The sequence below is a fragment of the Streptomyces tatrensis genome (assembly GCF_049310065.1).
GTDB lineage: Bacteria > Actinomycetota > Actinomycetes > Streptomycetales > Streptomycetaceae > Streptomyces.
In genome coordinates this window covers 1,443,392-1,456,367 of record NZ_JBMDLB010000011.1, presented here as the reverse complement: position 1 = coordinate 1,456,367, position 12,976 = coordinate 1,443,392, and the positions used below count along the sequence as shown (strand labels likewise).

General features: G+C 68.4%; 12 protein-coding genes. 8 read left to right on the top strand and 4 right to left on the bottom strand.

Features of this window, described 5'->3' with window-relative positions; genetic code table 11:
* Positions 1–37 precede the first annotated feature (37 nt).
* Both ahcY and ACODT5_RS22220 read left to right on the top strand, forming a co-directional pair.
* Complete coding sequence (ahcY, locus tag ACODT5_RS22225) at positions 38–1,444, top strand: adenosylhomocysteinase (RefSeq protein ID WP_422521058.1); 1,407 nt, start codon at positions 38–40, stop codon at positions 1,442–1,444.
* Between the two features lie 5 nt (positions 1,445–1,449).
* On the top strand, positions 1,450–2,115 hold the full coding sequence (locus tag ACODT5_RS22220; protein WP_422521057.1) for a maleylpyruvate isomerase family mycothiol-dependent enzyme: 666 nt from the start codon (positions 1,450–1,452) through the stop codon (positions 2,113–2,115).
* Positions 2,116–2,163: 48 nt separating this feature from the next.
* Here ACODT5_RS22220 and ACODT5_RS22215 read toward each other — a convergent pair whose 3' ends face one another.
* Complete coding sequence (locus ACODT5_RS22215) at positions 2,164–2,907, bottom strand: PIG-L deacetylase family protein (protein ID WP_266903811.1); 744 nt, start codon at positions 2,905–2,907, stop codon at positions 2,164–2,166.
* Positions 2,908–3,024: 117 nt separating this feature from the next.
* Here ACODT5_RS22215 and asnB point away from each other — a divergent pair, with 117 nt between their 5' ends.
* The 6 genes from asnB (at position 3,025) to ACODT5_RS22185 (ending at position 10,256) form a co-directional block, all read left to right on the top strand.
* The gene (asnB, locus tag ACODT5_RS22210) at positions 3,025–4,851 is read left to right on the top strand and encodes an asparagine synthase (glutamine-hydrolyzing) (protein ID WP_422521056.1); all 1,827 of its coding nucleotides are present in this window, start codon (positions 3,025–3,027) and stop codon (positions 4,849–4,851) included.
* A gap of 16 nt (positions 4,852–4,867) precedes the next feature.
* Complete coding sequence (locus ACODT5_RS22205) at positions 4,868–5,776, top strand: PrpF domain-containing protein (protein ID WP_422521055.1); 909 nt, start codon at positions 4,868–4,870, stop codon at positions 5,774–5,776.
* 131 nt (positions 5,777–5,907) lie between these two features.
* A complete protein-coding gene (locus tag ACODT5_RS22200; RefSeq protein ID WP_422521054.1) occupies positions 5,908–6,645 on the top strand; it encodes an SDR family oxidoreductase in 738 nt (245 codons plus the stop codon).
* Positions 6,605–8,254: a class I tRNA ligase family protein gene (locus ACODT5_RS22195; protein WP_422521053.1), complete on the top strand. Its 1,650-nt coding sequence runs from the start codon at positions 6,605–6,607 to the stop codon at positions 8,252–8,254. The genes ACODT5_RS22200 and ACODT5_RS22195 overlap by 41 nt, the downstream gene beginning before the upstream one ends.
* 146 nt (positions 8,255–8,400) lie before the next feature.
* A complete protein-coding gene (mshA, locus tag ACODT5_RS22190) occupies positions 8,401–9,699 on the top strand; it encodes a D-inositol-3-phosphate glycosyltransferase (protein WP_422524994.1) in 1,299 nt (432 codons plus the stop codon).
* A gap of 230 nt (positions 9,700–9,929) precedes the next feature.
* On the top strand, positions 9,930–10,256 hold the full coding sequence (locus tag ACODT5_RS22185) for a hypothetical protein (RefSeq protein WP_422521052.1): 327 nt from the start codon (positions 9,930–9,932) through the stop codon (positions 10,254–10,256).
* A 115-nt stretch (positions 10,257–10,371) separates the two neighbouring features.
* On the opposite strand, the gene ACODT5_RS22180 is transcribed toward ACODT5_RS22185, so the two are convergent.
* The 3 genes from ACODT5_RS22180 to ACODT5_RS22170 all read right to left on the bottom strand — a co-directional run bounded on the left by ACODT5_RS22180 (position 10,372) and on the right by ACODT5_RS22170 (position 12,954).
* Positions 10,372–11,424: a helix-turn-helix transcriptional regulator gene (locus tag ACODT5_RS22180; protein ID WP_422521051.1), complete on the bottom strand. Its 1,053-nt coding sequence runs from the start codon at positions 11,422–11,424 to the stop codon at positions 10,372–10,374.
* Positions 11,425–11,517: 93 nt separating this feature from the next.
* Positions 11,518–12,519, bottom strand: coding sequence for a helix-turn-helix transcriptional regulator (locus ACODT5_RS22175; protein ID WP_422521050.1), 1,002 nt, complete (start codon positions 12,517–12,519; stop codon positions 11,518–11,520).
* A 54-nt stretch (positions 12,520–12,573) separates the two neighbouring features.
* Entirely contained in the window at positions 12,574–12,954 is a 381-nt protein-coding gene (locus ACODT5_RS22170) for a Fur family transcriptional regulator (RefSeq protein ID WP_422524993.1), read from the bottom strand.
* Positions 12,955–12,976: the final 22 nt, after the last annotated feature.

The following is a 12,976-nucleotide window of genomic DNA, read 5'->3' as shown; positions in this document are numbered from 1 at the left end:
GCCCATTGCACCGACCGGAGCACAAGGAGCGTTCTTCATGCCTGCTGAATTCACCGATTTCAAGGTCGCAGACCTTTCCCTCGCCGCCTTCGGGCGCAAGGAGATCACCCTCGCCGAGCACGAGATGCCCGGCCTGATGTCCATCCGCCGAGAGTACGCGGCGGCGCAGCCGCTGGCCGGGGCCCGGATCACCGGCTCCCTGCACATGACGGTGCAGACGGCCGTGCTCATCGAGACGCTCGTCGCCCTGGGCGCGGACGTCCGCTGGGTCTCGTGCAACATCTTCTCCACCCAGGACCACGCGGCGGCCGCCGTAGCCGCCGCCGGCATCCCGGTCTTCGCCTGGAAGGGCGAGACGCTGGAGGAGTACTGGTGGTGCACCGAGCAGGCGCTGACCTGGCCCGACGCCGCCGGTCCCAACATGATCCTGGACGACGGCGGTGACGCCACCCTGTTGGTTCACAAGGGTGTCGAGTACGAGAAGGCCGGAAGCATCCCCGCCCCCTCGACCGCCGAGAACGACGAGATGCGCGTCGTCCTGGAGCTGCTGCACCGCACGTCCCTGAAGTGGACCGAGCTGGCCTCGGAGATCCGTGGCGTCACGGAGGAGACCACGACGGGCGTCCACCGCCTGTACGAGATGCAGCAGGCCGGCGCGCTGCTCTTCCCGGCGATCAACGTGAACGATGCCGTGACGAAGTCGAAGTTCGACAACAAGTACGGCTGCCGCCACTCGCTGATCGACGGCATCAACCGCGCGACGGACGTCCTGATCGGCGGCAAGGTCGCGGTCGTCTGCGGCTACGGCGACGTCGGCAAGGGCTCCGCGGAGTCCCTGCGCGGCCAGGGTGCCCGCGTGATCGTCACCGAGATCGACCCGATCTGCGCCCTGCAGGCCGCGATGGACGGCTACCAGGTCGCGACGCTGGACGACGTCGTCGAGATCGCCGACATCTTCATCACGACCACGGGCAACAAGGACATCATCATGGCCGGCGACATGGCCAAGATGAAGCACCAGGCCATCGTGGGCAACATCGGCCACTTCGACAACGAGATCGACATGGCCGGTCTCGCGAAGATCGAGGGCATCGTCAAGGACGAGGTCAAGCCCCAGGTCCACACCTGGAAGTTCACCGACGGCAAGGTCCTCATCGTCCTGTCCGAAGGCCGCCTGCTGAACCTGGGCAACGCCACCGGTCACCCGTCCTTCGTGATGTCGAACTCCTTCGCGGACCAGACCCTGGCCCAGATCGAGCTCTTCACCAAGCCGGCCGAGTACCCCACCGACGTCTACGTGCTCCCCAAGCACCTCGACGAGAAGGTGGCCCGCCTCCACCTCGATGCGCTGGGCGTGAAGCTGACGACGCTGCGCCCCGAGCAGGCCGCGTACATCGGCGTGGACGTCAACGGCCCCTACAAGCCCGACCACTACCGCTACTGATCCGCATGACAGTTCTCGACGAGATACGTGACCCTTGGCTTCCGGACCGGTTATTGCGAACCGAACGCGACGCGTTGATGCCGCTGTTGCGTCGAACCCCCCCGGAGGCATACGAGCTACGCACGGCCTGCCCTGGCTGGACGGCCCGGCAGGTGCTCGCCCACTGCGCGGCGGCCCTGGTGCGGATTGTCGAAGGACGGTTGGAAGAGGGCGTGTTCCTCCCCGAGGCCAACGCGGCGGACGTCGCCGAACGCGAAGACTGGCCGTTGGCCCGGATCCTTGACGAGTTGGAGCGGGGCTTCACCGAGGCCGGCCCGGAGATCGCGGCGGGCGACGGCACGCTGGACGCGGTGGCGCTGGGGGAGTGGGTCCATGCCGGCGATGTCCGTGACGCGTTCGGGGAGCCGGGGGCTTACAGCGGGGACAGCCTGACACTTGCCCTGCCTCTTCTCCGCATCACGAGCCGCAAGCGGGAGACACCTCGGCTGGTCGCACAACTCAATGGTTTGGACGGCCACTTGGTTTTGGGCAACGAGAATCAGGGACGGCCCGCGGCGCGCTTCCACGGCGACGCGGCGACGCTGATTCGCCTCTACTCGGGCCGTCCGCTGGTCGCGACCCGCTACGAACTCACGGATGCGACAGAACAAGAACTGCTCATCTACCGCTGACGAGCCCGAGCCGGTCCGTCCGTCATGGCAGGCGGACGGACCGGGGCCTCATTCGATCTTCACGACCTGGAAGGCTTCTGCCATCCGCCCCGCCGGCAGTCCCGCTGCTCTTGCGTGTTCCCCCAACCAGTCCCGTAGTAGCCCCGCCAGGTCGTCGAAATGGGCCGTCTGTGAGGTGTGGATCCGCAGAGCCTCGACCTTGCGTTCGAAGACGGGGGTCACGTCGATGTACTGGTTCGGCGTGGGGCCGGTCATCAGCCACAGTTCCGGCACGATCCAGGGCTCCAGTCCTTCCTCCTTGAGGAGGGAGGGATGCGCGAAGGGGTTGCGGGCCTCGGGGTAGATCGCACGCAGGGCGGCATCGCCGACCGCGCGATGGTCCGGGTGAAGGTCGGCCACTCGGGCCCAGTTGATCTCCGGGCTGGGGATGACGGCGCGCTGCGGGCGAACCTGTCGGATCACCCGGCACAGGTCGCGGCGCAGCTCGACGCTCGGTTCGACGAAGCTGTCGGGGTAGCCGAGGAAGCGGACGTCCTCGACGCCGCTCCGCTTGGCCGAGTGCACCTGTTCGGCTCGCCGGAGGTCCCCCATCGCTTGGCGGGGGAGCTGCTCGTCGTATCCGCCGGCCCCGCCATCGGTGACGATGCAGTACGTGACCCGCGTCGTGCCCTGGGCGATCCACCGCATGACCGTGCCGCTGACACAGAACTCGATGTCGTCCGGGTGTGCGGCCACCACCAGCAGGGATTCCGGGGCGCTGCGGTCTGTTAGATCGGTCGCGAAGTGCTCCATGGACTCAGCCTGTTGTGCCTGGTGGCGGCTTGCAAGGCAACTCATCTGGCGTACTTGCGACATGGCACTTCTACGCCAGTCAAAAATTTGGTAGCTTCAAATAAATGATCCAATCGCATGTACGTGGAATCCGGAGGCACCGGCATGTGCAGGATTTTCGGCTCCTTCTCGGCCGGCGCGGCGCGCCCCGACCCGGGCGAGCTCGCCGCGGTCTCCGCCCGCCAGCGGCACGGTGGTCCCGACGAACATGACGTGCTCAGCGGGGCCGGCTGGTCGCTCGGGTGCGACCGGCTCGCCGTGACCGACCTCCGTGGCGGTCGACAGCCCTACCGGCTGCCCCACTTGCCCGGGATCATCGCCGTACTCAACGGCGAGATCTACAACCACCGCATCCTCCGTCGCGAGCTTGCGGCCCGCGGCCACCGCTTCCCCGACACGTGCGACGGCACCCTGCTGCCCGCGCTCTACGCCGAGTACGGGCCGGCCTTCGCCGAGCGGCTCGATGGGATGTTCGCCGTGGCCGTGCTCGACCTGAGGGCGAGCCCCCTACTCGTCTTGGCCGTCGACCCCATGGGGATGAAACCCATTCACTACCACCGGGGCGAGGACGGCTCCTTCCGCTTCGCCTCCGAGATCCCGGCACTCCTGGCCTTCGAAGGGGTGCGGATCACTCCTCGCGCTGACACCCTCGACACGGTCCTAGCCACACGGACACCCTTCTCCACGCAGACTGCCCTGGAAGGCATCAGTGTCATGCCCCCGGGCGCGACCGCTGTCGTCAGCCCTGGGCGGGAACCGGCCGTACGGCGGCGGCCCATGCAGCCGGCGGCGCCCTCAGAGGCCGGCTTCGGCACCGAGGACGTTTTGCGCCGCGAAGTGCGACGCCTCGCCCGAGCCGATGTGCCGGTCTGTGCCCTCACGAGCGGCGGTCTCGACTCCGGCCTGGTGACCGCGCTGGCAGCAGAGTACGCGCGTGAAACCGGCGCGCCGTCCCTGCACACCTTCCATCTCACCTACCAGGGCCGATGGCCGGGCTCGGAGCACATCCATGCCCGCGCCGTGGCCCGGCAGGCCCGGACCGTCCACCACGAAGTGGCGCTGGATCCCGGGGAGCTGGGATCACTGCTCACCCGCGCCACCCGGCATCTGGGGCAGCCGAACGCCGACCCCATCGCCCTGAGTACGTACGCCCTCTTCCGGGCCGTACGAGAGGCCGGCTTCACCGTCGCTCTCACCGGGGACGGCGCCGACGAGCTGTTCGGTGGATATGCCCGGATGCGGGAGGCCCTGGAGGCCCCTGCGGGTGGCGACTGGGCCGCCTCGTACGCCGACGCGCTGTCCGCGGCACCCAGGATGCTCCGCGAATACCTCTACACCCCCGCGTACCGGGCCTACATCGCCGAGGAAGGTTCGGCTGCCGACCGCATAGTGCGGGAGCTTCGCTCCGCGCGCACGGATCGGCTCACCGCGATCACTTCGTTCGAGACCCGCTGGCGGCTGCCCGCCTACCACCTTCGCCGAGTAGACCACCTGAGCATGGCGTGGGCGGTCGAGGCCCGGATGCCGTTCTGTCAGCCCGCTGTCGCCGCGCACGCCCGGGGACTCCCTCCGGCCGCTCGACGCGGGAAGCCGGCGCTGTACGAGGCCGGGCGCGACCTGCTGCCCGCCACCGTGCTGAACCGGCCCAAGCAGCCCTTCACCCTGCCCGTGACCGCGATGCTCAGCCCTGGTAGTCCCCTCCTCGAGCCCGTGCGGGAGCTCTTGTCTCCGGACCGGCTCTTGCGGGGCGGCCAGGTCCGGCCCGACCGGGTACAGCGCTTGCTCGCCCGGCAACTGGAACGGCCTTCGGACCAGGACGCGCTCACCCTATGGGCGCTGGCCACCCACGAACTGTGGACCGAAGTCGTCCGGGGGATGGGTATCCCGGTCGGATGCGCCGCGTGAACGGAGCGGTCGTCCCGTGATCGCGACAGTGGTGAGGGCCGCGGGGGCTCCCGGCCCCACCCTGGTCCTGGAGCTGTCCGAACTGCCCCTAGGCGCACTGGCGTTACATACGGAACTCCGCGGCCTTCGGGAGAGCTTGGAGGGGTCTAGCTACGACCGCCTCGCCAAGATCGCCCTCTACGGGCCCTCGGGCGCGCCCGGCACGGACCTGGACTATCGATTCGTCCAGGCCATGCCGGACGGCAGTTTCGACTTCCGGGCCGGATGCGGTCACTCCCTCCTTGCCTGTGTAGCCGCCGCCGGGTCGCCCGGTCCCCTCACCGTGCGGGCCGTAACGACCGGGGACGAGGTCGTGTGCGCGTCGGAACAGCCTCACGGAGGGGCTCCGGACGCATACACGCTGCACTTCTTGCGGGCGCCGGACGCACCGGGCGTGCTGCCCACGGGCCGGCCCATCGACAGGCTCGACGGCGTTCCCGTTTCCCTGGTGAGGTACGGGAACCCGTACGTCTTCGTGGACGCCCGCGACCTGGGGATCCGTAGCCGCGACCAGCTCTTCGCCGCCGGGGAGACGGTACTGCGCCGGCTCCTGGCCCTGCGAGCCCTCGCCGCTGAGGTGCTGGGACACCCGCCCCACTCCGCCCTGCCCAAGATCGCTGCTGTCGACTACTCCGCGGCCACCCCCGCTGTGCGCGCCGTCACCGTCGGGGGCTGGCATCCCTCGCTCGCACTCACCGGTGCCACTGCCCTCGCCGCGGCGGCCGCGCTGTGCGGTACGGTCGTGCGCCCGCTCGATGGAGTCGTCGACACTCCCGGCGGCCCGGTCACGGTCTCCTGCACGGCCAACCGGGTAAGCGTGCACCACAAGCGCGCGACCGTTCTCCGACGGATGGAGCTGCCGTGGCGTATCCACGCAACGGCGTGAATGCGCAACCCTTCTGGGGGACTCCCCGCTTCCCGTCTCTGGCACGCTGATGTGGAGCCCCCGTCCGGACTACCGGACGGGCGTCGTGAATTCGACCGCATTCGCATCCCAGCGGGGAGACCGAGCGAAGAATGAAATTCGAAAATCTGCGTGTTGTAGTCACGGGTGCCTCGCGCCATTTCGGCCGGGCGCTCGCCATTGGATTCGCCCACTTGGGAGCCGAGGTCTACGTCTCGGCTCGGACCGTGGAGTTGGCCGAGCGAACCCGTGCCGAGGTCATGGGGTCCGCACGCGACCGTATCCATGCCTTCGGCTGCGACCTCAGCCGACCGGCGGAGATCAGGGAGTTCGCCCGCCAGGTCGGCGAACACACCGACCGGGTGGACCTGCTGGTCAACAACGGTGCCCGATGGCTGGACGCCGTCGATCTGGAGGACGCGTCGGACGACGCGATCGTGGAGACCATCGAGTCCACGGCCGGCGGCACGGTCCTGATGGTCAAACACTTCCTGCCGCTTCTGAGGTCGTCCCAGCGCCCCGACATCGTCAACATGGTCGCCGTACGGGACGCCGGCGGATCCTCCGCGGCGGCGGCGCACGAGGCGTTCTGGACGGCCAAGAGCGCACAGGCCGGGTTCGCCGAAATTCTTTCACAGCGACTGAGGCCTTCCGGTGTCCGGGTGTTCTCCCTGTATCCCCCCGACTTCTCCACCTCCGACCCGCGATTCGCCGAGTGGGACGGAATCAAGGCGGACGACGCGATGCGCGACGAGAAACTCACCACCCAGGCCCTCTTCGAATGCATCGTCTACGCCGTCGAGCAGCCGCGTGACTGTTTCATCCGCTCCTTCCATTTCGAGCCTCGCTGAGCACTTCGCACCACAGCGTCAAGGAGGTCCCATGAGCACCCCTTTCTGGATCACCGCGACCCCGCCCGCCACGCACGGTGAACTCCACATCGGTCACCTTGCGGGACCGTACGTCGCAGCCGATGTTCTGTCCCGCTACCTGCGCGCCGAGGGCGAACCGGTCCTGTTCACCACCGGCACCGCTGACCACACCAGCTCCGTACACGTACGCGCACTGCGGGCGGGTCGCAAGCCGGAGGAGGTCTCCGAGGGCTACCGGGCCGCGATCACCGCGGACTGGCTGCGCTCGGGCATCGAGTTCGATCACGTCGTGCGCCCGCGTCAGGACCGGGGATACGGCCGCTGGGTGGCGGACCTCTTCCGGCGGCTGCACGCGGAAGGCGTCATCGCCGCGCGTACGAGGCTGCTGCCGTACTGCGAGCCGTGTGGCCGTTGGCTGTACGGCGCGCACGTCACGGGGGCCTGCCCGCACTGCGCAGCCGTCAGCGACGGCGGGATGTGCCACGAGTGCGCCCGCCCCAATGACGGTGGGGACCTAGTGGAGCCCCACTGCGCCGTGTGTGCCACCCCGGCAGTGCCCCGGCGCTGCCGCCGCCTCTACATCCCGCTGGAACCCTTCCGCGAAACGCTCGCCGACTACTGGGACGCCACCGGCCTGCCGCCCCGTCTCGCCGCACTGTGCGAGTCGCTGGTCGAGGACGGTCTGCCGGACATCGCGGTTTCGCATCCGGCGGAGTGGGGGCTGAGCGTCCCGGTGGACGGCTTCCCCGAGCACCGGATCGACGGCTGCTTCGAGGCAGCCGCGATGCATCTCTTCGGCTACGGCGACGACCGGCCGCTGCCTGAACGCACCATCCACTTCTGCGGGTTCGGCCATGCCTTCTGCCACGCCGTCTTGCTGCCGGTCATTCTCCTGTCCCAGGGCATCAAGCTTCCACAGGAATTCTGTGTGAACGAGTCGTTCGTCATCGAGGACAAGGCCATCGTCTCCGGCTCCGATCACAAGGTGTGGGCGCTGGACCTCCTTACCGAGTACGGGTCCGACACGCTCCGCCGCCACGTCCTGCAGGCTCGCCCGCTGGGTCGGCGAACGGTGTTCCATGCCGACCGGCTCGATGCTGCCCGAAAGGAGTTGGACGAGAACTGGAACAGCTGGCTGTCCCGGCTGTTCGCGGCGGTAAGGGCAGAGAGCGCGGGCTTGGCTCCCGCGGCGTTGCCCGGTGGCACAGGCTGGGAGGTCTTGGCGCAGCGACTGCTGAGGGCGGTGGAGGATCTGCGCGAGGCGTACGGTCCTGACACCTTCGATCCCCGCAGGGCGGTCGCCCTGCTCGACGAAATCGTCCGCTTGGTGTCCGACTTCGGCCACGTCAACGCCCACGAGACATGCCGCCCCACGGCGGACTGCCGTCACCTTCCGGCCCTGTCCGCCCAACTGGCGGTGGCTTCCGCACTAAGCGCCTGGGCCCGGCCGGTGATGCCGGAGGGCGCAGACCGTCTGTCGGCGGCGCTCAAGGCGGCGCCCGGGCGCCCCGTGTCCGATGCGGCACTCGCCCCGCTGCCGCCCGGCAGTCGGCTGGCCCCACCGTCGGGTCCGATCTTCGGCTTCTGACCGGGCCGCCCGGCAGGCCCCCTGACGCAAGACAGCAAAACGGCAAGATTCCCCCCTTCGCCGCGTGGCGCGCCGGCCGGCCACGCGGCGGGCGCAGGGCACGTGGCCCGTTCCCCTAGGAGCTCCACGTGTCCCTGCGCGTCGCCATGCTCAGTGTCCACACCTCACCGCTCCACCAGCCCGGCACCGGGGATGCGGGCGGCATGAACGTCTACATGGTTCAGCTCTCCCGCGCTCTCGCCGAACAAGGCATCGAAGTAGACCTCTTCACCCGCTGTCGCGGTGAGGGCCGGCCGTCCCAGGTCGACCTCGCCCCGGGGGTACGGGTCCGGCATCTGCACGCGGGGCCACGCGCCGCCCTCCCCAAGGAGGACATGCCGGGTCTGGTGGTGCCGTTCTCGCTGGCGCTGATGAAAGAGCGGCGGCGCTACGACCTGGTCCACTCCCACTACTGGCTCTCCGGCCAGGCCGGCCGCATCGCCGCCGCCGGCTGGGGGATACCGCTCGTACACACCGCACACACCCTCGCCCTGGTGAAGAACGCCGCCCTCGCCGCCGGCGACACCCCCGAGCCCGAGCTGCGGATCCGGGGTGAGCAGCAAGTCATGGCCTCTGCGGACAGGCTGATCGCCAATACGGCAGACGAAGCGGGGGCGTTGCGTGATCTTTACGGGGCGTCGGCACCTCGCGTCGACGTGGTCCGACCGGGCGTGGATCTGGACACCTTCCGCCCCGGTGAGGGTCGGGCAGCGGCGCGGGCGCGACTCGGGTTGCCCACCGGGGCCTTCATCCCCGTGTACGCGGGACGAATCCAGCCACTCAAGGGGCCGGACGTCCTCGTGAGAGCGGTCGCCGAGCTTCTGAAGACCGACCCTGCGCTGCGCAGCCGTCTTCTTGTCCCGGTGGTCGGCGGACACTCGGGCGCCGGGCCGGTCGGCGGACCCTGGGACCTGGCGCGTGAGCTGGGGGTGGCGGACGTACTCCGATGTTTCCCGCCCGTGGCGCAGGCAGAGCTGGCGGACTGGTTCCGGGCGGCGGACGTCCTTGTGGTGCCCTCGCGCAGCGAGTCCTTCGGGCTGGTCGCGCTGGAGGCGCAGGCCTGCGGAACCCCCGTACTGGCGGCGGCCGTCGGTGGACTGCCGACGGCCGTGTGGGACGGGGTGACCGGAGTGCTGGTGCCCGGCCATGATCCGGTGGACTATGCCCGCCGCCTGCGGTGGTTCGCGCAGCACCCCGAGGCCGTCGTGAGCATGGGAGGGGCCGCGGTGCGCCATGCGCGGGCGATGAGCTGGCAGGCCGCGGCCACGCGGACGCTGGAGGTGTACCGGCGCGCACTGTGTGCGCAGCGGCCTGCCGGAACGCAAATGAGGCAGGAGCGACGGCACGCTCCTGCCTCTCCGGCGCTTCCCTCCTGGAGGGTCGAGAAGGCCGGAATACCAGTCTAACATCTCTTTTGGTTGGACCAAATAACTGGAACTGTAACGTCTGCATGAACTCTCCTGGGATCGTGGCGTGTTGATGTCCCTTGTCTCATCCACGCCATGGCGTTTCCACGCATGGAGGAATGCTGGATTCAGCCTTGAGGGTGCGACAAGAATAGAGATGTCTTCAAGGGGAGCCCGGCGGCACGGGGCCTACGAAGGCGGAAATCACATTCCACATTCCTGGAGGAATCATGTCTGCTGGGCACACCACCGGAATTCGCAAAACGGCCGGCCAGTTCGCCCTCGCGCTCCTGCTCTGTACCGCGGTCGCCGGTGGAGCGGCGGTCGCCGTATCCCCGTCGGCGACTGCTTCGCAGCGCTCGGTGGCCGAGGGTTCCGACCCTAGCGCTCCGTCCCCGTCCCCGAGCCCGTCGAACGGAAACGGCTGGGACTCCGCCACACCGGCCGCGGCGTCGGCGGACGGTGCCGACACCCCGGTGCCGTCTCCGACTCCGTCGAACGGAAACGGCTGGGACTCCGCCAAGCCGGCCCCGGCCCCGGTGGCTCCGGCCAATTAACGCAGCCGAAGCGCCCCGTGATCGCCGCTCCAGGCGAACACGGGGCTTTTCGGTCTTGCGGTCCGAAGCGCTGCGTCAGTATTTCGCCACTGTGCAGGTCGGAATCGGGCAGGAATCAGTCGAGCCAGCCGAGCCGATAGGCGCGTACGCCGGCCTCGAAGCGGCTCGACGCACCGAGCTCCTGCATCACCTCGGACAGCATGCGGCTCACTGTCCTCAACGAGACTCCCAGACTTCGGGCGATCTTTTCGTCCTTCATGCCCGAAGCCAGCATTTTGAGAGCTGCCCGCTGCTGTTCGGACAGGCCGTCCCCGCCGCGTTCGGCAGCGACGTCGTCGCCGTACGGAGTCGCCGTGTGCCAACAGTGCTCGTACAGCGCCAGATACGAGCGGACGAGCGCCGGTCCGCGAGCCAGGATGGCGCCGGCGGCCCGGTCCTCGCGGTGGACGGGGAGAACGGCGAACTGCTGATCGGCGATGATCATGTTTATGGGGACCGCGGGGGACAGCCGGATCTCGACGCCCACCTCGACCCGGCGGCGCAGCATCTCGGCTGCCTCCGGGGATGCGGTGATGCGTTGGTGATAGACGGCGCGGATGCGCACGCCGTTCTCGATCTGCCTCAGATCCCGGCTGAGTACGCGGTCCGCGACCTCTCGCACAAGGGCGGTCACGTGCATGGACGCGAGATTGTGCTGGATGACATCGGTGATGTCCTCCAGCGCCTGCTGGATCCTCCGGTAGTCACTGAGGAGCTCTACCTCGACTGCGGAGCCGTTCAGCGAGCCGGGCCGAAGGAATCTCCCCACTAATGCTTCGAGCGTGCTGTAGGCGCGGTCGGACTCGTCCAGGTGCTCCCGGAGCCGCTCCCGCTCCTGCTGCAGCATGCGGAGTAGGGCGATCTCGGGGTCGACCACGGCAACCGCATCCGGTCCGGACTCCCAGGTACCCGCCTGGAGATCGGCACGTGTGGCATGGGTGGTGCTGGTTGGCACGATGAGGCCGAGGGTGATCAGTTCCGCGCGTCGCTGTTCGTACTCTTCCGGCGGTAACTTCAGCTCATCGAAGACCTCGTCGAGATTGGACACCCCGCGCTGGCGGAGTTCCTGGTAAAGCGCGAGAACCCTCTCGGCAGACTGGATACCGCTGCTGTCGTCACCCGTCGACATTGCGAAGTGACCCCCTGATCATAAGAATGCCCGCCACACTTTGTCACACGCCAGGACAAGAACTTCCGGCCCCGAAGTGGCTTGTGGGGCACGTCACGCAGGGCCCTCCGGCGTGCTGCTCCTCGCGTCCAGCCAGCCGAGACGGGCCGCCTTGACCCCCGCCTCGAAGCGGCTCGCGGCCCCCAACTCCTGCATGATTTCCGAGAGGAGGCGACTTGCGGTGCGCAGGGACACTCCCAGGTTGCGGGCTACCTCCTCGTCCTTTACGCCTGAGGCGAGCATGTGAAGTGCGGCTACCTGCTGTTCAGACAGCCCGTCGCCGCCGCGCTCGGTAGGGGAGTCCTCCCCGTGGGGCGTCGCGCAATGCCAGCAGTACTCGTACAGCGCCAGGTACGAGCCGACCAGTGCGGATCCCCGCGCGATGATTGCGCCCGCAGAGAGATCCTGCAGGTCGATGGGCAGGAGGGCGAAGTTCTCGTCCGCGAGGAACATGTTCATCGGGACTACGGGGGAAAGTCTTATTTCCACCCCCAGTTCGGCTCGATCTCGCAGGTGCCGCGCCATGTCCGGTACGGAGGCCGCGCGGCGGCCATACATGGCTCGCACCCTTACGCCGCGCGCCAGCTGTCGTCGATCTTCTTCGAGAGTCTGTTCGCTCTCCTCGCGGCCGACCGCTCCTGTATGCATGGTCTGACGGTCGCGTGCCACGGACTCGGAGATTCCGGCTCGCTCCAGACGGACTCGGCTCAGGTCGGTCACGATCTCGACCCCGACCTCACGCTTGGGTGCGGCGCCGGCACGCAAGACGGGCCCAGCCAGAATGTCCAGGGTGTCGTGGAAGCGGCCGGTCTCTATCAGCCGGTTCCGCAGGCGTTCCCGTTCGGCTCGGAGGAGCCCGAGTAGTGCGGTGCCCGGTTCGACGGCAGCGCGGCTGTCTCTGGCCCCATGGTGTTCAAGCAGGCCGAGCGCGGAAAGCTCGGCCAGGCAGCGCTCGCGCTCTTCGGTCGAGAATCCGAGGGAGGCTGCGATCTTCTCGACTCCGGACTCCGGGCGCTCACGAAGCTCGAGGTAGAGCGCGAGGGTCTGGTCACCCACTCGCGGACCGATCCCGTACCTGCTCAGAGTGCAGCACCCCCTCCGGACTCAGGCTCAATCCCCCGCCGCACGGAGGCAGTCGGGGCACAAGCCCTTGAACACTACATCCGCTTCGCCCATCCGCCACTCCTCGAGACCCTCGCCGATCGCTTTCGGCACCTCGGATTCCACGTTCTCCACCCGGCCGCAGCGCACGCAGAGCGCATGCTGGTGAGGTGTGCCTGAGATCTCGAAGACGGCCGGCAGTCCGGGGCGGTCGAACTTTGTAGCCAAGCCCGTATCGAGGAAGTGGCGAAGCATCTCGTAGACGGCCTGGCTGGTCAGGGTGCCGAGCCTCTCACGGGCGGTCGCGGTGATGGTCTCGACGTCCATGTGGCCACCCGCTGCCATGACCTGAAGCACCTCCAGGCGGGGCCCTGTGACCCGCAGTCCCACGTCACGGAGGCGCTGGATCACC

Bases quoted from the DNA above. Each gene is read 5' to 3' on its own strand.
- mshA (WP_422524994.1), top strand. From the start codon at position 8,401: ATGCTCAGTGTCCACACCTCACCGCTCCACCAGCCCGGCACCGGGGAT.
- asnB (WP_422521056.1), top strand. From the start codon at position 3,025: ATGTACGTGGAATCCGGAGGCACCGGCATGTGCAGGATTTTCGGCTCC.
- ACODT5_RS22215 (WP_266903811.1), bottom strand. From the start codon at position 2,907: ATGGAGCACTTCGCGACCGATCTAACAGACCGCAGCGCCCCGGAATCC.
- ACODT5_RS22200 (WP_422521054.1), top strand. From the start codon at position 5,908: ATGAAATTCGAAAATCTGCGTGTTGTAGTCACGGGTGCCTCGCGCCAT.
- ACODT5_RS22180 (WP_422521051.1), bottom strand. From the start codon at position 11,424: ATGTCGACGGGTGACGACAGCAGCGGTATCCAGTCTGCCGAGAGGGTT.
- ACODT5_RS22185 (WP_422521052.1), top strand. From the start codon at position 9,930: ATGTCTGCTGGGCACACCACCGGAATTCGCAAAACGGCCGGCCAGTTC.
- ACODT5_RS22220 (WP_422521057.1), top strand. From the start codon at position 1,450: ATGACAGTTCTCGACGAGATACGTGACCCTTGGCTTCCGGACCGGTTA.
- ahcY (WP_422521058.1), top strand. From the start codon at position 38: ATGCCTGCTGAATTCACCGATTTCAAGGTCGCAGACCTTTCCCTCGCC.